This window comes from Thermomonas mangrovi, assembly GCF_028201335.1.
In the GTDB taxonomy this organism is placed as follows: domain Bacteria; phylum Pseudomonadota; class Gammaproteobacteria; order Xanthomonadales; family Xanthomonadaceae; genus Thermomonas; species Thermomonas mangrovi.
The window spans coordinates 104,399-125,445 of record NZ_JAPEVV010000006.1 but is presented as its reverse complement, the minus strand read 5'-3'; the positions used below and the strand labels follow the sequence as shown (position 1 = coordinate 125,445).

Sequence of the window (21,047 nt, the reverse complement as noted above, 5' to 3'; positions counted from 1 at the left end):
GGCCGGCTCAGGCCGGTCGCTGGCGCACGTGCGCCAGCGCGCGCAGCAGGAAGCTGGTGGCCAGGAACACGATGCACAGGCCGACGACGTTGCCCAGCACCCGCCCCATCCCGAGGCTGGCGACGTCCACGAAGGGATACGGGTAGAAGCCGCTCAGCGCCCCGCGGACCAGGGCGTAGGCGGCATACCCCAGTGGCCACGCCAGCCACCAGCCCGGCGCGGTCGCGGGGATGCGGGCCCGTGGCGGGAACACCCACCACCACGCCAGCGCGGCGGCCGGCACCGCGTAGTGCAGCAGCAGGTCGGCAAGCCACGCCGCGCCTTGCGGGTTCCAGATTTCGCGCAGCAACAGGTGGTAGCCGATCCCGACCAGCACGATCGCGGTCGCCGCGCAGCCGCGCCAGCGCAGGTCGCGGCCGCCATCCGCCGCCAACGCGCCACGCAGCGCGAGCCACGCGACCAAGCCGTTGCTCAGGACGGTGAAATAGCCAAGGAACTGCCAGAGCCCGTGCAGGGCGCCGCGCCCGGCGTCGAGCCCCATCCGCAGCGACAGCACCAGCTGCAGCAGCAGGGCGGCGCCGGCGAGCATCGCCAGCGCCGCAGCCCACTGGCGTGCCGGCGTCATCCTCAGTCCTTGAGGAAATACTCGACCGTGGTGACCACCCGGATCTTCTTGATCTGCGGGCTGCCGGCATCCCGGTTCTCGATGCTGACCACGCCTTGGTTGGCGCTGCGGATGCCGCCGATGCGCGCCCCCGAGTCCTTGGCGAACTGTTCGGCGGAGCTGCGCGCGGCCGCAGTGGCCTCGGCGATTAGCGTCGGCTTGATCGCGTTGAGCTGGGTGTAGTCGAACTCGGGCCCGCCGCCTTCCTCGGTGTTGAGCATCACCCCGCGGGCGACGATGTCGCCGCTGCGGCGCAGCGCGCCCAGCGCTTCCTTGACGCGGCTGGTGCGCAGGGTGACGGTGTTGGAATAGCGATAGCGCTCCGGCGGGCGGTTGTCGCCATAGGCGTAGGTCCAGCGGTCCTCGAGTCGCGGCGGGCTGACCACCACTTCGTCGTCCTTGAAGCCGGCGCTGGTCAGGAATTCGCGGATGGTGCGGGTGTTGGCGTCCAGTTGCGCCTGCACCGCGCCCAGTTCGTTGCCGCCGACGGTCTGCGACAGCGGCCAGACCACCAGGTCGGCATCCACGATCTTCTCCGCCGAGCCCTTCACGGTCACGTAGCGGTCGGCGGTGCGCAGGTGGGCCATGCCCTGCGCGGCGAACCAGCCGGCGCCGGCCAGGCCGAGGGCGATGAGGGCGGCGGCGATCAGGTTGCGGGACTGCATGCGGGGCTCCGGCGGGGTGGGGTGTTGGAGGGAAGCACGGCGATCCCTTGAAACGCCGGCCACAGGCCGCACTATGCCAGCCTCGCTGCACGCCTGACGTGGACCCTGCCCGATGCCGATCTATGCCTTCGCCTGCGACGCCTGCGGGCACCGCTTCGACCGCCTGCAGAAGCTGTCGGATCCCGACCCCGACCGGTGCCCGGCCTGCGCGGCCGAGGGCGCCGTCCATCGCCAGCTGACCGCCCCGCAGTTCCGGCTGGCGGGCAGCGGCTGGTACGAGACCGACTTCAAGAAGGACGGCGACAGGAAGCGCAACCTGGCCGGGGAGGGCGGCGGCGCCGACAAAACGGCCGGCGACGCCAAGCCCGAGGCGAAGTCGGAGGCCAAGCCGGCCGTGCCGGCGACACCGGCCGGGGGCGGTGCCCCGGCCGGCTGAAGCGACCTCAGCGCACGCCGAAGCGCGCGCGGCAGCCCTTGTCGACCCACAGGCCGGTCCGCTGGTTGTAGCCCCACGAATAGCCTTCGCGGCAGCTGTCGTTGGACAGTTGGGAGATCAGGCGCGGGTAGCCGCGGCGCGCATCCCAGGCGCAGGTGGTGTAGCGGTTGTTGGTGCTGGAGCAGGTCACCGAATAATCGCTGCCGCCGTTGCCGCCCCAATGGCCGGTGCGGACCTGGAACACGCCGCGGCAACCACGGTCGACCCACAGTTGCCCATTGCGCACGCCGAAACTGACGTTCTCGGTGCAGCGGGTGTCGGAGAGTTGGCGCACCAAGGTCGCGCGACCGCTGATGTTGCTGCCGCAGGTGCGGTAGCGGTCGTCGCGGCTTTCGCATTGCAGGGTCGTGGTGTTGCCGCCGCCCATGTGGCCGGGGCCGAATTCGGCGCGACAGCCGTTGGTCACCGTGACCCGGCCGTTGCTGTCGTACCAGGTCCGTCCCTCCACGCAGCTGGTGTTGGACAGCTGGCGGAGCAGGCGCGACTGGCCGTTCCACGGCGTGTTGCAGGTGCGCGAACGGCCGTCGGTGCTCTCGCAGCGGATCGACTGCCCGCCAGGGCCAGGTCCCGGCGGCGGACGCCAGCCGCCCCCGGTATTGCCCAGCGACTTGGCGATGTCGGCCTTGACCTTGCTGAAGGTCCAGCGCGACAGCCGGACCTGGTCGAGATAGAAGCGCAGCTGGTCGTTCGGGATCTGGCGGCCGTTGGATTGCTCGCGGTATTCCAGCGAGATCACCCGGGTCTGCTCCGAGGTGCTCAGGGTCCACAGGTCTTCCGGCGCGTAGGCGCGCTGGGACTGGGCATGGGCGGGGGCTGGCAGGGCGGACAGACTGGTGGCGAGGCCGAGGGACAGCAGGGACGCGAGCAACAGGCGATGCGGTGTCAGGCTGGACATGGCGGATCCCCGGAACAGGTGGGTCGGTGGGTGTTCGCCGGGGCGCCGGGCCCCGGTGCACCGGCACAGTAGCGCCTTGGCCCGTTAAAATGGCGTTTCAGGCTGCCCGGTTCCCGGCGCCGGCCGATTTCCCGGAGTGTCCATGCGTACCCATTTCTGTGGCCTGGTCGACGAAGCGTTGATCGGCCAGACCGTGACCCTGTGCGGATGGGCGGACGTCGCCCGCAACATGGGCCAGATCGTCTTCATCGACCTGCGCGACCACGAGGGCGTCGTGCAGGTGGTCGCCGAACCTGCGGATGCCGCCGGCAACGCCGCGGTGCTCGAGGCTGCCGGCAAGGTGGGCTACGAGGATTGCCTGCGCATCACCGGCACGGTGCGCAAGCGCCAGTCGGTGAACGACAGGATCAGGACCGGCCAGGTGGAAGTGGTGGCCGAGACGATCGAGCTGTTGAACAAAGCCGAGCCGTTGCCGTTCCACCACCACGAGAACCCGGGCGAGGACATCCGCCTGAAGTACCGTTACCTCGACCTGCGCAGCCCCGACATGCAGCGCAAGATGCGCACGCGGACGAAGCTGGTCTCGGCGCTGCGCCACTGGCTGGACGCGCGCGGCTTCCAGGACATCGAGACGCCGATCCTGACCAAGGCCACGCCCGAGGGCGCGCGCGACTTCCTGGTCCCGGCGCGGATGCACCCGGGCGAGTTCTACGCCCTGCCGCAGAGCCCGCAGCTGTTCAAGCAGATCCTGATGATGGCGGGCTTCGACCGCTACTACCAGGTCGCGCGCTGCTTCCGCGACGAAGCCCTGCGCGCCGACCGCCAGCTGGAATTCACCCAGCTCGACATGGAGTTCGCGTGGGTGTCCGAGCGCGACGTGCAGGACACCGTCGAGGCGATGGTCCGCGACGTGTTCCGCGAGGTCGCGGGCGTCGAACTGGCGACGGAGTTCCCGCGCATGACCTATGCGGAAGCGATGCGCCGCTACGGCTCGGACAAGCCCGACCTGCGCATCGACCTGGAACTCGTCGATGTCGCCGATCGGGTGAAGGACTGCGACTTCGCGGTGTTCACCGGCGCCGCCAACGACCCCGAGGGCCGGGTCGCCGCGCTGCGCATCCCCGGCGGCGCGTCGCTGTCGCGCAAGCAGATCGACGAGTACGCCGCCCACGCCGCCAAGTTCGGCGCCAAGGGCCTGGCCTACGCCAAGATCGACGAGTCCGGCGCGATCAATTCGCCGGTCGCCAAGTTCTTCGCAGAAGGCGCGTTCGAGGCGCTGCTGGCGCATGTCGGCGCAGGCAACGGCGACCTCGTGTTCTTCGGTGCGGGCGCCTACGGCAAGGTCAGCGATTTCATGGGCGCGGTGCGGCTGAAGGCCGGCAAGGACTTCGGCCTGGTCCAGGACGGCTGGAAGCCGCTGTGGGTCACCGACTTCCCGATGTTCGAATGGGATGCGGAGGAGCAGCGCTACGTGGCCCTGCACCACCCGTTCACCGCGCCGGCGGTGGATTCGATCGAGGACCTGCGCGCGAATGCGAAGACCGCGGTGAGCCGCGGCTACGACATGGTGTTGAACGGCAACGAGATCGGCGGCGGTTCGATCCGCATCCACCGCCCGCAGATGCAGGCGGCGGTGTTCGACCTGCTGGGCATCGGCGCCGAGGAACAGCGCGCCAAGTTCGGCTTCCTGCTGGACGCGCTGAAGTACGGCGCGCCGCCGCACGGCGGCATCGCCTTCGGCATCGACCGCATCGCCGCGCTGATGGCCGGCAGCGACTCGATCCGCGACGTGATCGCCTTCCCCAAGACCACGTCCGCGCAGTGCCTGATGACCGACGCGCCCAGCCCGATCCCGGATGCGCAGCTGGCCGAGGTGCACGTGCAGGTGCGGGCCGCCGACCGGTGACCGGCGCCGGGGACTGCTGCCCGACGCGTGCGGACGTCCTGTCCGACGCGTCGCCGCGGGCCGTCCCTGGCCCGCTGTCCGCAGCCGCCCATCCCCGGTCCCCGTCAGGCGGCGCCCGATGACTGCATCGATCCGCCGCGCCACCACCGCCGATGCGGACATGCTCGCCGCGCTCGGCGCAGGCACCTTCGTCGAGACCTTCGGCCACCTGTATGCGCCGGAGGACCTGCAGGCCTTCCTCGACGAAAGTCATTCGCGGCAGGCGTATGCCGCCGTCCTCGACCAGCCCGACTATGCGCTGTGGATCGCCGAGGCCGACGGGCATGCGATCGGCTACGTGCAGGCGGGTCCCTGCGGCCTGCCGCATGCCGACGTGCGCCCCGGCGATGGCGAGGTCAAGCGCCTGTACCTGCGCGCGGATGCCCAGAACGGCGGCGTGGGGCGCGCGCTGATGGATACGGCGATGCCCTGGCTGCTGCGCGACGGGCCACGCACCCTGTGGCTGAGCGTATGGTCCGAGAACCTCGGCGCGCAGCGCTTCTACGCACGCTACGGCTTCGGTTTCGCCGGCGAATACGAATTCATCGTCGGCGCCCAGCGCGACCGCGAGTTCATGTACCGGCGCCCGCCCGATGCCGCCTGACGCCGCGCCCGGCGTGCTGCTGGTGCACGGGCTGTGGATGCGCAGCATCGCCATGCGCTGGCTGGCGACGCGGTTGCGCAGCCAGGGCTTCGCGCCGACCACCTTCGGCTACTACAGCCTGCTGCAGGACACCGATGCCGTGGTCGCGCGGCTGGCCGGGGTGCTGGCCGCGCATCCGGGCCTGCACGTGGTCGCGCACAGCCTGGGCGGGCTGCTGACCCTGCGCGCGGTCGAGCGCCTCGGCGACGCCGCGATCGGCCGCATCGTCTGCCTGGGCTCGCCGCTGGCAGGCAGCGGGGCCGCGGCCGCGATCGCCGCGCGGATCCCGGCGGGCGCCCAGCTGGTCGGCCACAATCGCGCCCTGCTGCAGGCGGGCATCGGCCGGATCCCGGACGGAATCGAGGCCGGGATGGTCGCCGGCTGCGTGCCGCACGGGCTGGGCGGACTGGTCGCGCGCTTCGACGGCCCGCACGACGGCACCGTGTCCGTGGCCGAGACCCGGGTCCCGGGCCTGGCCGACCACGTGGTGGTGCGGGCCAGCCACAGCGGCCTGCTGTTCTCCGACGAGGTGGTGCGGCAGGTGGCGGGGTTCCTGCGTGGCGACGGGTTCGAGCACGCGGTCGAACCGCCCGCCGTATAATCCGCGCCCTCCGCAAGACAGTCTGGACAGTGCATGGGACGTGGCCCTTCCATCGAGGCGCGCAAGAACGCGGTCGACGCGCAGCGCGGCAAGATCTTCACCAAGGTGATCCGCGAGATCTCGGTGGCGGCGCGCGCCGGCGGCGGCGATCCCAACGGCAACCCGCGCCTGCGCGCGGCGGTCGACAAGGGCCTGGCCGTGAACATGTCCAAGGACGTGATCGAGCGCGCGATCAAGAAGGCCACCGGCGAACTGGAAGGCGTGACCTACGAGGAAGTGCGCTACGAGGGCTACGGCGCCGGCGGCGTCGCGGTGATCGTGGATTGCCTGACCGACAACAAGGTGCGCACCGTCGCCGACGTCCGCCACGCCTTCGGCAAGTTCGGCGGCAACCTCGGCACCGACGGCTCGGTCAGCTTCATGTTCCGCAAGCTGGGCGTGCTCAACTACGACGGCGGCGCGGACGAGGACGCGGTGACCGAAGCCGCGATCGAGGCCGGCGCGGACGACGTGGTGGTGTATCCCGAGGACGGCGCGATCGACGTGTTGACCGCGCCCGAGGCCTTCGCCGACGTGAAGGCCGCGATGGAGGCCGCGGGGCTGGCGCCGGGCTTCGCCGAGGTCACCCTGCGCGCCGACAACGATTCCCCGGTGGACGGCGAGACCGCGGAGCAGGTGCAGAAGCTGCTGCGCTGGCTCGAGGACATGGACGACGTGCAGAACGTCTACTCCAACGCCGATTTCGGCGCGGCCGCGTAAGCCTCCCTCGCCGACGCGATCCCGCGACGTGACGCGCATTCTCGGCATCGACCCCGGCTCGCAGCGCACCGGCGTGGGCATCATCGACGTCGCCGCCGACGGCAAGGTGTCGCATGTGCACCACCAGCCCTTGAACCTGCTGGATGCCGAATCCTTCCCGCTGCGCCTGCGCAAGCTGCTGGACGGCCTGTGGGCCTTGATCGAGCAGTACGCGCCGGACGAGGTCGCGGTGGAGCAGGTGTTCCTGTCGAACAACGCGATGTCCGCGCTGAAGCTGGGGCAGGCGCGGGGCGCCGCGGTCGCCGCCTGCGTGGCGCGCGACCTGCCGGTCAGCGAATACGCCGCCAAGGAGATCAAGCTGGGCCTGGTGGGCAGCGGCAACGCCGACAAGACCCAGGTCCAGCACATGGTCGGGATCATGCTCGGGCTGCAGGGCAAGCTGCAGGCCGACGCCGCGGACGCGCTCGCGGTGGCGATCACCCACGCCCACGTGCGCGCCAGCGCCAACCGGCTGGGGACGGATGCGCGTACTGCGTGGGGCCGCAAGGGCAGGGGGACGCGATGATCGGTCGGCTGAAGGGCATCCTGATCCACAAGGCACCGCCCTGGCTCGTGGTCGACGTCAGTGGCGTGGGCTACGAACTGGAGGCGCCGATGAGCACCTTCTACGACCTGCCCGAGGTCGGTCGCGAGGTGTTCCTGTTCACCCACCATGCGCAGAAGGAAGACAGCGTCTTGCTGTACGGCTTCCTGCGCGAGTCCGAGCGCCGCCTGTTCCGCGACGTGCAGAAGGTCAGCGGGATCGGCGCGAAGATCGCGCTGGCGGTGCTGTCCGGCGCCAGCGTGGACGAGTTCGCGCGGCTGGTGCAGGCCTCGGACGTGACCGCGCTCACCCGCATCCCCGGCATCGGCAAGAAGACCGCCGAGCGGATGGTGGTGGAGTTGCGCGACCGGGCCGCCGACTTCGCCGGCGGCCCTGCTTCGGCGTCGCCCGGATTGCCCGGTGACCCGCTGGCCGAGGCGATCACCGCCCTGCAGGCGCTGGGCTACAAGCCGGCCGAGGCCGACCGCATGGCGCGCAAGGTGGCCGCCGAGGGCGACGTCGCCGAGGCCATCATCCGCAAGGCGCTACAGTCGGCGCTCCGCTGAGCCGGCATCCTTCCCGAGAGCCCACAGGCGTCCGATGAGCACACAGACTTCCCACGGACAGGCGCATGGCGCGCACGGCGGCGCAGGCCTCGCCGCGCTGGTGGCGGGCGCGGTCGGCGTGGTGTTCGGCGACATCGGCACCAGCCCGCTGTACACCATCAAGGAGATGTTCCACCCGCATTTCGGGCTGACCCCGGATCCCGCGACGGTCAAGGGCCTGCTCTCGCTGGGCTTCTGGTCGCTGGTGCTGGTGGTGACCCTGAAGTACGTGGTGGTGATCATGCGCGCCGACAACGACGGCGAGGGCGGGATCATGGCGCTCACCGCGCTGGCCCAGCGCAGCCTGAAGCAGGGTTCGCGGCTGGCCTACACGGTGGGGATCCTGGGCATCTTCGGCGCGGCGCTGTTCTTCGGCGACGGCATGATCACCCCGCCGATCACCGTGCTCGGCGCGGTGGAGGGCCTGGAGGTGGTGTCGCCGCTGTTCAAGCAATGGGTGCTGCCGATCAGCCTGGTGATGCTGACCGCGTTGTTCGCGTTCCAGCGCTTCGGTACCGCCAGCGTCGGCAAGGCGTTCGGCCCGATCATGATCACCTGGTTCGTGGTGATCGCCGGGTTCGGCGTCTGGAACATCGCCCAGCATCCGATCGTGCTGCGCGCGCTGAACCCGTACTGGGCCTGGCTGTTCTTCACCACCCACGACTGGCACGCGGTGCTGATCCTCGGCGCGGTGGTGCTGACGGTGACCGGCGGCGAGGCGCTGTACGCGGACATGGGCCACTTCGGCAAGCAGCCGATCCGCTGGGGCTGGTTCGGCTTCGTGCTGCCGGCGCTGGTGCTGAACTACTACGGCCAGGGCGCGGTGCTGCTGCGCCACCCGGACGCGGTCGCCAACCCGTTCTACATGTCGATCCCCGGCTGGGCGCAGGTGCCGATGCTGGTGCTGGCGACCACCGCGGCGATGGTCGCCTCGCAGGCGGTGATCACCGGCGCGTTCTCGGTCACCCGCCAGGCGATCCAGCTGGGCTACCTGCCGCGCCTGCAGATCAAGTACACCTCGCGCGACACCATCGGCCAGATCTACGTGCCGTCGATCAACTGGATGCTGTTCGCGGCGGTGGTGGTGCTGGTGCTGTCGTTCCGCAGCTCGGGGGCGCTGGCCACGGCCTACGGCCTGTCGGTGACCGGCACCATGCTGATCGACACCCTGCTGCTGGCGATCGTCGCCTACACGCGCTGGCCGGACACCCGCAAATGGGTGCTGCCGCTGTGCGCGATGTTCCTGCTGATCGACGTCGCCTTCCTGTTCGCCAACGGCGCCAAGCTGATGAGCGGCATCGGCGCGTGGGTGCCGCTGTTCATCGGCATCACCGCCTTCACCATGATGCGCACCTGGCGCCGCGGCCGCGAATTGCTCCACACGGAGATCCGCAAGGAAGGCATCCAGCTCGACAGCTTCCTGCCGGGGCTGATGCTGTCGCCGCCGGTGCGGGTGCCGGGCACCGCGATCTTCATGACCGCGGACAAGGGCGTGGTGCCGCATGCGCTGCTGCACAACCTCAAGCACAACAAGGTCCTGCACGAGCGCAACATCTTCCTGACCGTGGAGACCCTGTCCGTGCCCTACGCGGCCAAGGGCGAGCGGCTCAAGGTCACCTCGATCGGCGACGACTTCTACCGCGTGCTGATCCGCTTCGGCTTCATGGAGACGCCGGACGTCCCGCAGGCGCTGATGCAGACCTGCGACCAGTGCGACCTGGTGCTGGACCCGATGGACACGACCTATTTCACCAGCCGCGAAACCATCGTCGCCAGCCCGCACCGCAACATGCCGGCCTGGCGCGACAAGCTGTACGCGCTGATGCACCGCAACGCCGCTCCCGCGACCGGGTTCTTCCACATCCCGGGCAACCGGATCGTGGAGCTGGGGACCCAGGTCCAGATCTGACAGGTGGGGCGCATCAATCGCCGGAGCAGACTGGCCCGATCCGCCCGGAGCAGGCCAAGGAAGGCCTGCGTCGGCGAATCGAAGCAGGATGCGAAGCCTGAGCCGCAGGGCGGACCGGGCCAATCCGCTCACGGGACGGGACGTCGGGCGATAATCCCGGCATGACCAGCGACCGCATCATCGGCACCGGCGCCACCCGCGAGGACGAGGTCCTCGAGGCCAGCATCCGCCCGCGCCGGCTCGACGAATACCTCGGCCAGCAGCCGGTGCGCGAGCAGCTGCAGATCTACATCGAGGCGGCCAAGGGCCGCGGCGAGGCGCTCGACCACGTGCTGATCTTCGGGCCGCCGGGGCTCGGCAAGACCACCCTCAGCCACGTCATCGCCAACGAACTCGGGGTCAGCCTGCGGGTCACCTCCGGCCCGGTGATCGAGAAGGCCGGCGACCTCGCCGCGCTGCTGACCAACCTGCAGCCGCACGACGTGCTGTTCGTGGACGAGATCCACCGCCTGTCGCCGGTGGTCGAGGAGATCCTCTATCCGGCGATGGAGGACTACCAGCTCGACATCATGATCGGCGAAGGCCCCGCCGCGCGTTCGATCAAGCTCGACCTGCCGCCGTTCACCCTGATCGGCGCCACCACCCGCGCCGGCCTGCTCACCGCGCCGCTGCGCGACCGCTTCGGCATCGTCCAGCGGCTGGAGTTCTACTCGCCCGAGGAGCTGACCCGGATCGTGCGCCGCTCCGCGCGCATCCTCGGCATCGACTGCGACGCCGAGGGCGCCGGCGAAGTCGCGCGCCGCTCGCGCGGCACCCCGCGCATCGCCAACCGCCTGCTGCGGCGCGTGCGCGACTACGCGCAGGTCCGCGCCGGCGGCGGCATCGACAGCGCCATCGCACGCGCGGCGATGGACATGCTGAAGGTCGACCCGGAGGGCTTCGACGAGCTCGACCGGCGCATGCTGGGCACGATCATCGACGCCTTCGACGGCGGCCCGGTGGGCGTGGAGTCGCTGGCCGCCGCACTCAGCGAGGAACGCGGCACGCTGGAGGACGTGATCGAGCCCTACCTGATCCAGCAGGGCTTCCTGGTGCGCACCGCGCGCGGCCGCATGGCCACGCCCAAGGCCTACCGCCACCTGGGGTTCAAGCCCAAGGCCGGCGAGCCGGGGCTGTTCGAGGCCGGCGATGGCTGAGCCCTTCGCCTGGCCGGTCCGCGTCTACTGGGAAGACACCGACGCCGGCGGCGTGGTCTACCACGCGCAGTACCTCGCCTTCATGGAGCGCGCCCGCAGCGAATGGATGCGCGGGCTCGGCCTGGGCCAGGACCTGTTGCGCAGCCGCGACGACCTGGTCTTCGTGGTGCGCGCGATGACCACCGACTTCCGCGCACCCGCCCGGCTGGACGATCAGCTGCAGGTCAGCGTGCGCCTGCTTGAATGCCGCGGCGCCAGCCTCGTGCTGGCGCAACGGGTGGAACGCGATGGCGCGCTGCTGGTCGAAGCCTCGGTGCGCATCGCCGCGCTGCGCGCGTCCTCGTTCCGGCCATGTCCGATCCCGCCGGCCCTCGCGGCCAGCCTTGCCCTTCTCGTGGAGACCGTTTGATGTCCATGTCCACCATGCTGCAATCCATGCCGCAGGCCCTGCCGGAAGCCGGCGCCGCGAACACGGTGGAACTCGCCGCCGAGGGCGCGCGGACCGCCGTGGTGCAAGGCGACCAGGGGCTGGACATCCTGCAGCTGGTGCTGCATGCCAGCCTGCCGGTGCAGCTGGTGATGGCCCTGCTGCTGCTGGCCTCGCTGGCCTCGTGGGTGATCATCCTGCGCAAGAAGCGGGTGCTCGATCGCGCGGAGCAGGAGGCCGACCGCTTCGAGGAACAATTCTGGTCGGGCATCGAGCTGCCCAAGCTCTACGCCGCGGCCGCCGGCCGCGGTCGCGAGATCGAGGGGCTCGAGGCGATCTTCGAAGGCGGCATGCGCGAGTTCAACCGCATCCGCCAGCGCCGCGGGGTGGATGCCCGCATGCAGCTGGAGGGCGCCCAGCGCGCCATGCGCGCGACCACCTCGCGCGAGCTGGACGGGCTGGAGCGCAACCTCGAGTTCCTCGCCAACGTCGGTTCGATCAGCCCGTACGTGGGCCTGTTCGGCACGGTGTGGGGGATCATGATTTCCTTCCAGGGCCTGGCCAACGTCAAGGAAGCCACCATCGCCACCGTCGCCCCCGGCATTTCCGAGGCGCTGATCGCCACCGCGATGGGCCTGTTCGCGGCGATCCCGGCGGTCTGGGCCTACAACCGCTACGCCACCCGCGCCGAGCGCATCGCGGTGCGCTACGACACCTTCGGCGAGGAGTTCGCGTCGATCCTGCAGCGCCAGGCGCACGTGGACGACTGAGGCGCGCATGGCCACCACCTCCCGCCGGCACCGCAAGCGCAAGCTCAAGGCCGACATCAACGTCGTGCCCTACATCGACGTGATGCTGGTGCTGCTGATCATCTTCATGGTCACCGCGCCGCTGCTCAACGTCGGGGTGGACGTCAACCTCCCGCAGTCCGACGCAAAGCCGCTGGAACAGAGCAAGAAGCAGCCCGTCGTGGTGCAGGTGCAGCGGGATGGCGCCCTCTCGCTGACCTACGAAGGCCTCGACCGGCCGCAGGCGGTGGATCGCGCCGCGCTGGTGGCCAAGGTCCGCGGCTTCGTGCAGGCCGATCCGCAGCTGTCCGTGTACGTCGCCGGCGACCGCGATGCCAGCTACCAGACGGTGTACGAGGTGCTGACCCTGCTCCAGCGCGATGCCAAGGTCAGCCGCGCCGGCCTGATGGGCGCGCCGGCCGACAGCGCCAAGGCGAAGTGAGCCAGGCCCGATGAGGGAGTCGCGCGCCGATACCCGGACGGCGATGCTGCAGGCCCTCGGCCTGCATGCGGTGCTGTTCGCGCTGATGTTCGCCGGCTTGCATTGGACCCGGCCCAGCCTGCCGGAGGCCGCGCGCGGCGACGTGATCGAGGCCGACCTGGTCGACGCGGGCGACCTCAGCGCGGCGATGCAGCGGGCCCTGCGCCAGCCGCCCCGGGTGCCGCCGCAGCCGGTCGTCGAGCCGCTACCGACCCCGGTCGAGGAGCCACCGCCGGCGCTGCCCGAGGCCCTGCCGCCGCCGGTGCCGGAACCGGCGCCCCAGGATCAGGAGGCCGTGCAACGCGATGGCCTGGCGCCCGGTGTCGCGGAGGTGCCGCGCGAGCAGGAGGCGACCCGTCGCCAGCCCGACCAAGCCGAACTGGAAGCCCGCCAGCAGGTAGAGGCCGAGCGCCTGAAGGAACAGCGCATCGCAGAGATCCGCCAGAAGATCGAGCAGGCGCGCAAGGCCCGGGAGCTGGCCGAGCAGCGCCGGCAGCAGCTGGCGGACGCGCGCGCCACCGCCTCGTCGAGCGGCGCCCGGCCGCTCGGCACGCCGGAGGGGGATGCCGCGAAGATGGCGGCATACGGCGTGGCGATTACCGCGGCGGTCGAACGCCAGTGGATCCGCCCCGACAGCGTCCGCGCCGGTCAGCGCTGCCAGGTCCTGATCGTGCAGGTGCCCGGCGGCGACGTGGTGGAAGTGCAGGTCTCGCCCAACTGCCCGTTCGACGAACTCGGCCGGCGTTCGCTGGAAGCCGCCGTGCGCAAGGCCTCGCCGCTGCCCTACGCGGGCTTCGAACAGGAGTTCCAGCGTCGTCTGGTGCTGTGGTTCGAGCCCTCCGAGTAGTCCCGGTGTGGCAGGATTCACCTGGACGTACGCCGCTTGCGCCACAGTAGCCGGCGGTCCTGACGCGAGGGAATGCATGGCTCCGAACATCCGCACGCTGGTCACCACCGTCCTCCTGGCCGCCGCGCCGCTTGCCGGCGCGCAGCAGAAGGGCATGCTCGAGCTGGACGTGATCGGCGGGCGCGCGGCCGCGTTGCCGATCGCCGTGGTGCCTTTCGGCGGCGATTGCGGGGAAACCGACGTGGGTGGCGTGGTGCGCGCCGACCTTGGTCGCTCCGGCCAGTTCCGCGCGCTGGACGTGTCGCAGATCGTCGAACGCCCGACCCGCGGCAGCGAAGTCGCGTACCCGGCCTGGCGCATGCTCAAGCAGGACTTCCTGCTGGTCGGTCGCTGCGTGGCGGAGGGCGGTGGCTACCGCACCGAATACGAATTGTTCGACGTCGCCAAGCAGGAGCGCCTGCTCGGTTTCGCCCTGACTGCGCCGGCGGGGTCGATGCGCGACGTTGCCCACCAGATCAGCGACGCGGTGTACGAGAAGATCCTCGGTGTCCCCGGCGCATTCTGGACCCGCATCGCCTACGTCACCTCGAGCGGCCTCGGCCGCGGCGCGCGCTACGCGCTGATGGTGGCCGACGCCGACGGATGGAACCCGCGCACGGTGGTGAATTCCACCGAGCCGCTGATGTCGCCGTCGTGGAGCCCGGACGGGCGCCGGCTGGCCTATGTCAGCTTCGAAGGCGGCAATTCCGCGGTGTGGATCCAGGACATCGCCAGCGGCTCGCGCGAGAAGCTCACCAGCTTCCGCGGCATCAACGGCGCGCCCAGCTTCTCGCCGGACGGCGGGCGCCTGGCGCTGACCCTGTCCAAGGGCGGCAACCCCGACGTCTACGTGATGGACCTGGGCAGCAAGCAGCTGACGCAGGTCACCAACCACTTCGGCATCGACACGGAGCCGAGCTGGAGCCCGGACGGCAGCCGCCTGTACTTCACCTCCGACCGCGGCGGCCGGCCGCAGGTCTACCAGGTCGCGGCCAGCGGCGGCAGCGCCACCCGGGTGAGCTTCGAGGGCAGCTACAACGCCAGCCCCAGCGTCTCCTTCGACGGCAAGAAGATCGCCACCGCGCAGGGCGCGGGCAACGTCTACCGCATCGCGCTGCTCGACAACAGCCTGGGCAGCCCGCGCTGGAGCATGCTGTCGCCGGGGTCGCTGGACGAATCGCCGAGCTTCGCGCCAAACGGCGCGATGGTCCTGTACGCGGCGCGCGAAGGCCGGCGCGGCGTGCTGTATGCCGTCTCCGCCGACGGTCGCGTCCGCCAGCGCCTCGTGCTGGCCGAGGGCGACGTCCGCGAGCCGGCCTGGTCGCCCTACCGCAAGCGTTGAGCCCCAACGGACACGCGCCATCACTTCCACGACGAGGACATCCGCATGAACGCCCAGACTCCCCGCATCGCCCGCTTCCTGGTCCTGGCCGTCCTGGCCAGCGCGGTCGCCGTCGGCTGCAGCAAGAAGGTCAAGGAAACCCCGCCGACCGACACCGCGCCGGTCGACAGCGGCGCCACCACCACCCCGATCGCCGACACCCCGCGCCCGGGTGCCTATTCGCCGGCCGACCTCGACACCGACGCCTGCCTGCGCAACCGCGTGGTGTACTTCGACCTCGACCAGGACGCGCTGAAGCCGGAATTCCAGGCCGCCATGGCCTGCCACGCGAAGTACCTGCGCGACCGTCCGTCCGCGCGCCTGCGCCTGGAGGGCAATGCCGACGAGCGCGGCAGCCGCGAATACAACCTCGGCCTCGGCGAGCGCCGCGCCAACGCGGTGTCGTCCGCGCTGCAGGCCAGCGGCGGCAGCGGCAGCCAGCTGACCGTGGTCAGTTACGGCGAGGAGCGCCCGGTCTGCAACGAATCGGGCGAATCCTGCTGGTCGCAGAACCGTCGCGTCGAACTGGTCTACAGCGCCAAGTGATGCGCGCCCGCACCGCCGTCATGCTGGCCCTGGCGACGCTCGCGGCGTCGCCGGCGGCCTTCGCCCAGCGCGCCAGCCTGGCCGACCGCGTCGCCGCCCTCGAGGCGCGCGCCGCGGCGGACCAAGGCGCCACCGAGCTGGTCAACCAGATCGGCCAGCTGCGCGCGGAAACCCAGGAGCTGCGCGGCCAGATCGAGGTGCTCCAGCAGCAGCTCGAGCAGGCCAAGCAGGCCCAGCGCACCCAGTACCTGGACATCGATGGTCGCCTGAACCGGGTCGAGGGGGCGACGCCCGCCACCCCGGCCTCGACGATGGACGCACCCGCTTCTGGGGCGCCGATTGCGTCGGCATCTCCCGCACCAGCCCCCGCGGCGGTGGCCGGCAAGGGCGAGCGCGGCGCTTACGACCACGCCTTCGAAGCGCTCAAGGGCGGCGACTACGTGGAGTCGTCGCGGCGTTTCCGCGATTTCCTCGCCGCGTTCCCGGCGGGCCAGCTCGCGCCGAACGCGCTGTACTGGCTGGGCGAGAGCTATTACGTGACCCAGAACTACGCCCTCGCCGGCGAGCAGTTCCAGCTGCTGATGGACCGCTACCCGACCCACGACAAGGCCCCGGGCGCGCTGCTCAAGCTGGGCCTGGCTCAGTTGGGGCTGAAGCAGTCGGCGCAGGCCGAGGCGACCCTGCGCCAGGTGGTGAAGCGCTACCCGGGCTCGGACGTGGCGCGCACCGCCGACGACCGGCTGCGCGCCATGCAACTGGCGGGCGCCCGTTAAACTAGCCGCATGGACGCAGTCGCCGATGCGGCCGCCGCATCGGCGGCCGCCCTCCAGCCCGACCGGCTGAAGCTCACCGAAATCTTCCTGTCCCTGCAGGGCGAGGCCCGCGATGCGGGCTGGCCGACCGTGTTCGTGCGCCTGACCGGTTGCCCGCTGCGCTGCACCTACTGCGACACCGCCTACGCCTTCCATGGCGGGCAGTGGTGGGACATCGACGCGATCCTGGCCGAAGTCGCACGGCTGGGCGCCCGCCACGTCTGCGTGACGGGCGGCGAGCCGCTGGCGCAGAAGCGTTGCCTGGTCCTGCTGGCGCGCCTGTGCGATGCCGGCCACGTGGTGTCGCTGGAGACCTCGGGCGCGCTCGACATCGCCGGGGTGGACCCGCGGGTCTCGCGCGTGCTCGACCTGAAGACCCCGGATTCCGGCGAGTCCCATCGCAACCTGTGGTCCAACCTGCCGCTGCTGACCGCGCGCGACCAGGTCAAGTTCGTGCTGTGCTCGCGCGCCGATTTCGAATGGGCGCGCGACGTCGTCGCCGAGCATCGCCTCGCCGACGCCTGCGACGTCCTGTTCTCGCCCAGTTACGCGCAGCTGGCGCCGCGCCAGCTCGCCGACTGGATCGTCGCCGAGCGCCTGCCGGTCCGGTTCCAGATGCAGTTGCACAAGGCCCTGTGGGGCGAGGAGCAGGGCAAGTGAACGCGATCCGGCCCGCGGTGGTGCTGGTGTCCGGCGGCATGGACTCGGCGGTGGTGCTGGCGATCGCCCGCGAAGCCGGCTTCGCCGTGCATGCGCTGAGCGTGCGCTACGGCCAGCGGCATACCTCGGAACTGGATGCCGCCGCACGCGTCGCCCAGGCGCTGGGCGCGGTCGCGCACAAGACCGTGCACGTCGACCTGCGCAGCATCGGCGGCTCCGCGCTCACCGACGACATCGACGTCCCCACCGATGCCGACGGCCACGAGATCGGCGTCGGCATCCCGTCCACCTACGTGCCCGCGCGCAACACGATCATGCTCTCGGTGGCGCTGGGCTGGGCCGAGGTGCTGGGCGGCACCGACCTGTTCTGCGGTGTCAACGCGGTCGACTACTCGGGCTACCCGGACTGCCGCCCCGAGTTCATCGCCGGCTTCGAGGCGCTGGCGAACCTGGCCACCAAGGCCGGCGTCGAAGGCAGCCGCTTCCGCGTGCATGCGCCGCTGATGCGGATGTCGAAGGCCGACATCGTGCGCGAGGGCCTGCGCCTGCGCGTCGACTTCGCGCAGACCGTCAGTTGCTACCAGGCCGATGCCGACGGCCGCGCCTGCGGCCACTGCGATGCCTGCCGCCTGCGTGCGCAGGGCTTCGCCGATGCCGGCGTCGCCGACCCGACGCGGTACGCGTAGCGCGCTGCGCTAGAATGCGCGCCCCGGCCCGCGCCGGGCGTCGAGTTTCCCCGTGGGCCGTTAGCTCAGTCGGTAGAGCATCGGACTTTTAATCCGCTGGTCGATGGTTCGAATCCATCACGGCCCACCATCTCCCCGTTCCCTCCGCGACGATCCCGATGCATGGGCGTCGATGGCCGAGTCGCCGCATCAGCGGTCGTCGGGCGGCAACGGCAAGGCCTCGCACCGACGCTGCAGGAAGTCGCGCAACGCGTGGACGGTGCCGTCCAGCAGGCGGCGATTGGGCACGATCATGTGCATCGGCACCAGTTCACCGGGCCAGTCGCGGCAGAGCAGGCGCAGGCCGCCCGAGAGCACGTCGCGGCCGACGTCCAGCCACGACTTGTAGGCGATGCCGTGGCCCGCCAGGACCCAGCGCCGCACCGCCTCGCCGTCGTCGCTGATGCGGTCTCCGCCCACCTTCACGATGACGTCCCCGCCTGCGGACGAATGGAAGCGCCATTCGGAGTAGGGGTGCTCGTCGCCGACCACGAAGCGCAGGCAGTTGTGATGGCGCAGGTCCTGCGGCGTGGCCGGCGCGGCCTTGCGCGCCAGGTAGGCCGGCGAGGCGACCAGCACCCGGCGGAAGCGCGTGGACACCGGCAGCGCCACCAGCGACGAGTCCGGTGGCACCCCGTAGCGCAGGGCCACGTCGATGGGCTCGCGGAACAGGTCGGTGATCCGATCCGTCAGCTGCAGCCGCACCTCGAGGCCGGGGTGCTGCTCCTGGAATTCGTCCAGCCAAGGCAGCAGCTGGTTGCGCCCGAAGTCCGACGGCGCCGAGATCCGCAACTTGCCGCGGCCCACGCGCTGGGTGCCGTGCATCCGCGCCATGCCTTCCTCGACCTGGCGCAGTGCCTCGCGGGCATGCGCCACGAACAGCTCGCCCTGCGGGGTCAGCCGCAGGCTGCGGGTGGAACGCACCAGCAGCGGGGCGTCCAGCTTGTCCTCCAGGCGCTTGAGCGTTGCGCTGGCGACCGCCGGGCTGATTTCCAGCTGGCGTGCCGCCGCGGACAGGCTGCCCAACTCGACCACCCGCAGGAACAGGCGCAGTTCGCTGACCGCTTTCATTTTCAATATTTCATTGAAGGTGAATCATCGTAACTCGCCTTCATTCAATGCGGACACCGGGCGACATTAGGTGCGGAAAGCAACGCCGCAGCACGATGCAGCCGGCCTCGCGCCTGCCCGGTCGACCCCGGCGCAGGCAGCGCTGCGGGGCGGGTGCCTTCGCACCGCCATTACCCACGGATTCGAGCGCAGGATGCGACGCCATGGTTGCGCGACGTCAACAACACGAGGAAGGCCGCGTGCGAGCTTGCGACGGGCTCGGGGATCGGCGCCGCGATCCCGTCCTGCGCGATGCCTCCCGAATGCCCGCATCCCCATTGCCCTTCATCCACCCGGCGGTCCCGATCCTGGAGAGATGTCCATGAAGCAGTCCCTGTTGGCCCTTGCCGTTTGCCTTGCCCTCGCTGCTTGCAGCAAGCCTGCACCGACCGACACCGCCGCCGCCCCCGCCGATGCGGCGGCGACGGCCCCCGCCGCCGATACCGCGGCACCTGCCGATGCCGCTCCTGCGTCCCCGGCCACGGGTGGCGACCAGGCGGGGGTGAAGATGATCCGCCTGAGCTGCCCCGGCGGAGTGGCCTTGCAGGCGGCCGATGGCGGCCCAGTGCTGATCAACGGCGAGCCTGCCGCCGTCAAGGCCTATCCGCAGGGCGGCTACGACGCCACCGACGCGGCATCCGGCACCACGGTCTCCGTGCTGCTCAATCCCGATGGCAGCCAGTCGGCCAGCTACACCGGCAAGGGGGGCGCGAATGGGGTCTGCACCGTGGAGGATGCGGCACCGGCGGCCGGCAAGGTCGCGCTGCTCAACGCGACCTGCCCGGGCGGGCTGGAACTGCACGCCGCCGATGGCGGCCAGGTGTTCGTCAACGGCAAGGAAGCCAAGCTCGACATCAAGAACCCGCGCTACTACGAAGTCACCGACGCGGCCAGCGGCACGGTCATCGCGGTCGCGACCGACGCGCAGGGCCAGGCCACGGTGAGCTACACCGGCAAGGGCGGCGCCAACGGCATCTGCACGGTGAAGTAAAGGCACCCGGCGTTCCATCGGTTCCCCCGTCGCGGATGGCGTGTCCCCATCCGCGGCGGGGTGCCAGTCCCGGGTATCATCGTTTGGTCGCAAGGCGGCGCATGCCACCGCCCGGTCATTACGATGCCGCGACGAAGGGGACGGACGCGCAGGGCGTCCACACATCGGAGGGGAGTCCGACATGCAAGGCAAATGGAAGCACCTGGTTGTCGCGATCGCGATTGCGGTCGCCAGTGCCGGGCAGGTCTCGGCCGCCGTGCCGTTCTGGGGTGCCAAGACCTCCAGTCCCGCGGACACCCCGCCGGCCCAGCTGAAGCCCGGGCAATGGATCTGGGGAGGCGACCGCAAGACGCTGGGACCGATCGCCGTCGTCGTCAGCCTGACCGAGCAGCGCGGCTACGTGTACCGCAACGGTTTGCTGATCGGCACCACCACGGTCAGCACCGGCAAGCCGGGCCACGAGACCCCGACCGGCGTGTTCCACATCTCGCAGAAGGACAAGGACCACCACAGCAGCAAGTACAACAACGCGCCGATGCCCTACCAGCAACGGCTGACCAACGATGGCGTGGCGCTGCATGCCGGCGGCCTGCCGGGCTACCCCGAGTCCCACGGCTGCGTGCACCTGCCCAGCGAGTTCGCCCGGCTGCTGTTCGAGGCCAGCAACATGGGGATGACCGTGGTGGTCTCGCGCGAGGGCAAGTCGCCCGCGCATGTGACCCACCCCACCGCACTGATCCCGATCGATCCGAAGACCGGCGCGTCCTCGGTCATGCCTACCCTGGACGATGGCCAGCCGTTCCGCTGGCAGCCGGAGCGCGCGCCGGAGGGCATGGTGTCGATGGTGATCAGCACCTCCGACCAACGGATCGTGGTGTTGCGCGACGGCACCGAGATCGGCCGCGCCCGCGTCCACGTGCGCGACCCGCGCAAGCTGGCCGGGACCCATGCCTACATCGCCAATGCCGGGTTCATGGACCGCGAGGTGCCCGGGTTCCCCGGCCTGAAGATGCCCAAGTGGACCGTGCTCGGCATCCCGGGACACGGCGAGCAGCATGGCGAGGCACTCGATGCCGAGGCCATCCACAACCTGGTCCTGCCGCACGAGTTCGCGCGCCTGCTGGCGCCGCTGGTCGTGCCCGGCACCGTCGTGGTCACCACCGACCAACGCATGCTGCCGTCGACGACGGGCAGGCCGCAGGCGGTCATCGATGCGCTGCCACCGGAAACGGGTGCGCGGCGCTGACGCCCGGCCCGTCCGCATTTCCCGCAAGTCCCC

Annotated in this window: 24 protein-coding genes and 1 tRNA gene; 21 read left to right on the top strand and 4 right to left on the bottom strand. The window is 70.6% G+C overall.

Going from position 1 to position 21,047, the window contains the following annotated elements:
* Positions 1-7: 7 nt before the first annotated feature.
* Entirely contained in the window at positions 8-625 is a 618-nt protein-coding gene (locus tag ON759_RS09445) for a Pr6Pr family membrane protein (protein ID WP_271680121.1), read from the bottom strand.
* Between the two features lie 2 nt (positions 626-627).
* Positions 628-1,329 (bottom strand): SIMPL domain-containing protein, encoded by a 702-nt coding sequence (locus ON759_RS09440; RefSeq protein ID WP_271680120.1) that lies wholly within the window; start codon positions 1,327-1,329, stop codon positions 628-630.
* Between the two features lie 112 nt (positions 1,330-1,441).
* On the opposite strand from ON759_RS09440, the gene ON759_RS09435 reads away from it, so the two are divergent.
* Complete coding sequence (locus ON759_RS09435; RefSeq protein WP_271680119.1) at positions 1,442-1,765, top strand: FmdB family zinc ribbon protein; 324 nt, start codon at positions 1,442-1,444, stop codon at positions 1,763-1,765.
* 7 nt (positions 1,766-1,772) lie between these two features.
* Here ON759_RS09435 and ON759_RS09430 read toward each other — a convergent pair whose 3' ends face one another.
* A complete protein-coding gene (locus ON759_RS09430; protein ID WP_271680118.1) occupies positions 1,773-2,720 on the bottom strand; it encodes a DUF3011 domain-containing protein in 948 nt (315 codons plus the stop codon).
* A gap of 142 nt (positions 2,721-2,862) precedes the next feature.
* Here ON759_RS09430 and aspS point away from each other — a divergent pair, with 142 nt between their 5' ends.
* The 18 genes from aspS to ON759_RS09340 all read left to right on the top strand — a co-directional run bounded on the left by aspS (position 2,863) and on the right by ON759_RS09340 (position 17,758).
* On the top strand, positions 2,863-4,626 hold the full coding sequence (gene aspS, locus ON759_RS09425) for an aspartate--tRNA ligase (RefSeq protein WP_271680117.1): 1,764 nt from the start codon (positions 2,863-2,865) through the stop codon (positions 4,624-4,626).
* A 118-nt stretch (positions 4,627-4,744) separates the two neighbouring features.
* Positions 4,745-5,269 (top strand): GNAT family N-acetyltransferase, encoded by a 525-nt coding sequence (locus tag ON759_RS09420; RefSeq protein WP_271680116.1) that lies wholly within the window; start codon positions 4,745-4,747, stop codon positions 5,267-5,269.
* A complete protein-coding gene (locus ON759_RS09415; protein WP_271680115.1) occupies positions 5,259-5,909 on the top strand; it encodes an esterase/lipase family protein in 651 nt (216 codons plus the stop codon). Before ON759_RS09420 ends, ON759_RS09415 begins: the two co-directional genes overlap by 11 nt.
* A gap of 33 nt (positions 5,910-5,942) precedes the next feature.
* Positions 5,943-6,668 (top strand): YebC/PmpR family DNA-binding transcriptional regulator, encoded by a 726-nt coding sequence (locus tag ON759_RS09410; RefSeq protein ID WP_271680114.1) that lies wholly within the window; start codon positions 5,943-5,945, stop codon positions 6,666-6,668.
* Between the two features lie 28 nt (positions 6,669-6,696).
* Entirely contained in the window at positions 6,697-7,233 is a 537-nt protein-coding gene (gene ruvC, locus ON759_RS09405) for a crossover junction endodeoxyribonuclease RuvC (RefSeq protein WP_271680113.1), read from the top strand.
* Entirely contained in the window at positions 7,230-7,817 is a 588-nt protein-coding gene (gene ruvA, locus ON759_RS09400) for a Holliday junction branch migration protein RuvA (RefSeq protein WP_271680112.1), read from the top strand. The genes ruvC and ruvA overlap by 4 nt, the downstream gene beginning before the upstream one ends.
* Positions 7,818-7,851: 34 nt before the next feature.
* Positions 7,852-9,765, top strand: a complete 1,914-nt coding sequence (locus tag ON759_RS09395) for a potassium transporter Kup (RefSeq protein ID WP_271680111.1) — start codon at positions 7,852-7,854, stop codon at positions 9,763-9,765.
* Positions 9,766-9,926: 161 nt separating this feature from the next.
* Positions 9,927-10,961 carry a Holliday junction branch migration DNA helicase RuvB gene (gene ruvB / locus ON759_RS09390; RefSeq protein WP_271680110.1) on the top strand — a complete coding sequence of 345 codons (1,035 nt, stop codon included), beginning with the start codon at positions 9,927-9,929 and terminating at the stop codon, positions 10,959-10,961.
* Positions 10,954-11,370, top strand: coding sequence for a tol-pal system-associated acyl-CoA thioesterase (ybgC, locus tag ON759_RS09385; RefSeq protein WP_271680109.1), 417 nt, complete (start codon positions 10,954-10,956; stop codon positions 11,368-11,370). Before ruvB ends, ybgC begins: the two co-directional genes overlap by 8 nt.
* Entirely contained in the window at positions 11,370-12,158 is a 789-nt protein-coding gene (gene tolQ, locus ON759_RS09380) for a protein TolQ (RefSeq protein ID WP_271680108.1), read from the top strand. Before ybgC ends, tolQ begins: the two co-directional genes overlap by 1 nt.
* Positions 12,159-12,165: 7 nt before the next feature.
* Positions 12,166-12,618 carry a protein TolR gene (gene tolR, locus ON759_RS09375; RefSeq protein ID WP_271680107.1) on the top strand — a complete coding sequence of 151 codons (453 nt, stop codon included), beginning with the start codon at positions 12,166-12,168 and terminating at the stop codon, positions 12,616-12,618.
* A 10-nt stretch (positions 12,619-12,628) separates the two neighbouring features.
* A complete protein-coding gene (gene tolA, locus ON759_RS09370) occupies positions 12,629-13,504 on the top strand; it encodes a cell envelope integrity protein TolA (protein WP_271680106.1) in 876 nt (291 codons plus the stop codon).
* 76 nt (positions 13,505-13,580) lie between these two features.
* Positions 13,581-14,885, top strand: coding sequence for a Tol-Pal system beta propeller repeat protein TolB (gene tolB / locus ON759_RS09365; protein ID WP_271680105.1), 1,305 nt, complete (start codon positions 13,581-13,583; stop codon positions 14,883-14,885).
* A gap of 45 nt (positions 14,886-14,930) precedes the next feature.
* Positions 14,931-15,470, top strand: a complete 540-nt coding sequence (gene pal / locus ON759_RS09360; protein WP_271680104.1) for a peptidoglycan-associated lipoprotein Pal — start codon at positions 14,931-14,933, stop codon at positions 15,468-15,470.
* Positions 15,470-16,243 (top strand): tol-pal system protein YbgF, encoded by a 774-nt coding sequence (gene ybgF / locus ON759_RS09355; protein ID WP_271680103.1) that lies wholly within the window; start codon positions 15,470-15,472, stop codon positions 16,241-16,243. Before pal ends, ybgF begins: the two co-directional genes overlap by 1 nt.
* A gap of 9 nt (positions 16,244-16,252) precedes the next feature.
* Positions 16,253-16,942, top strand: a complete 690-nt coding sequence (gene queE, locus ON759_RS09350; protein WP_271680102.1) for a 7-carboxy-7-deazaguanine synthase QueE — start codon at positions 16,253-16,255, stop codon at positions 16,940-16,942.
* A 5-nt stretch (positions 16,943-16,947) separates the two neighbouring features.
* The gene (gene queC / locus ON759_RS09345) at positions 16,948-17,628 is read left to right on the top strand and encodes a 7-cyano-7-deazaguanine synthase QueC (RefSeq protein WP_271680293.1); all 681 of its coding nucleotides are present in this window, start codon (positions 16,948-16,950) and stop codon (positions 17,626-17,628) included.
* Positions 17,629-17,682: 54 nt separating this feature from the next.
* Positions 17,683-17,758, top strand: a tRNA-Lys gene (locus ON759_RS09340).
* 59 nt (positions 17,759-17,817) lie between these two features.
* Here ON759_RS09340 and ON759_RS09335 read toward each other — a convergent pair.
* Positions 17,818-18,738 carry a LysR family transcriptional regulator gene (locus ON759_RS09335; RefSeq protein ID WP_271680101.1) on the bottom strand — a complete coding sequence of 307 codons (921 nt, stop codon included), beginning with the start codon at positions 18,736-18,738 and terminating at the stop codon, positions 17,818-17,820.
* Between the two features lie 361 nt (positions 18,739-19,099).
* On the opposite strand from ON759_RS09335, the gene ON759_RS09330 reads away from it, so the two are divergent.
* Positions 19,100-19,768 carry a hypothetical protein gene (locus ON759_RS09330; RefSeq protein WP_271680100.1) on the top strand — a complete coding sequence of 223 codons (669 nt, stop codon included), beginning with the start codon at positions 19,100-19,102 and terminating at the stop codon, positions 19,766-19,768.
* 181 nt (positions 19,769-19,949) lie between these two features.
* Positions 19,950-21,014 carry a L,D-transpeptidase gene (locus ON759_RS09325; RefSeq protein WP_271680099.1) on the top strand — a complete coding sequence of 355 codons (1,065 nt, stop codon included), beginning with the start codon at positions 19,950-19,952 and terminating at the stop codon, positions 21,012-21,014.
* Positions 21,015-21,047 lie beyond the last annotated feature (33 nt).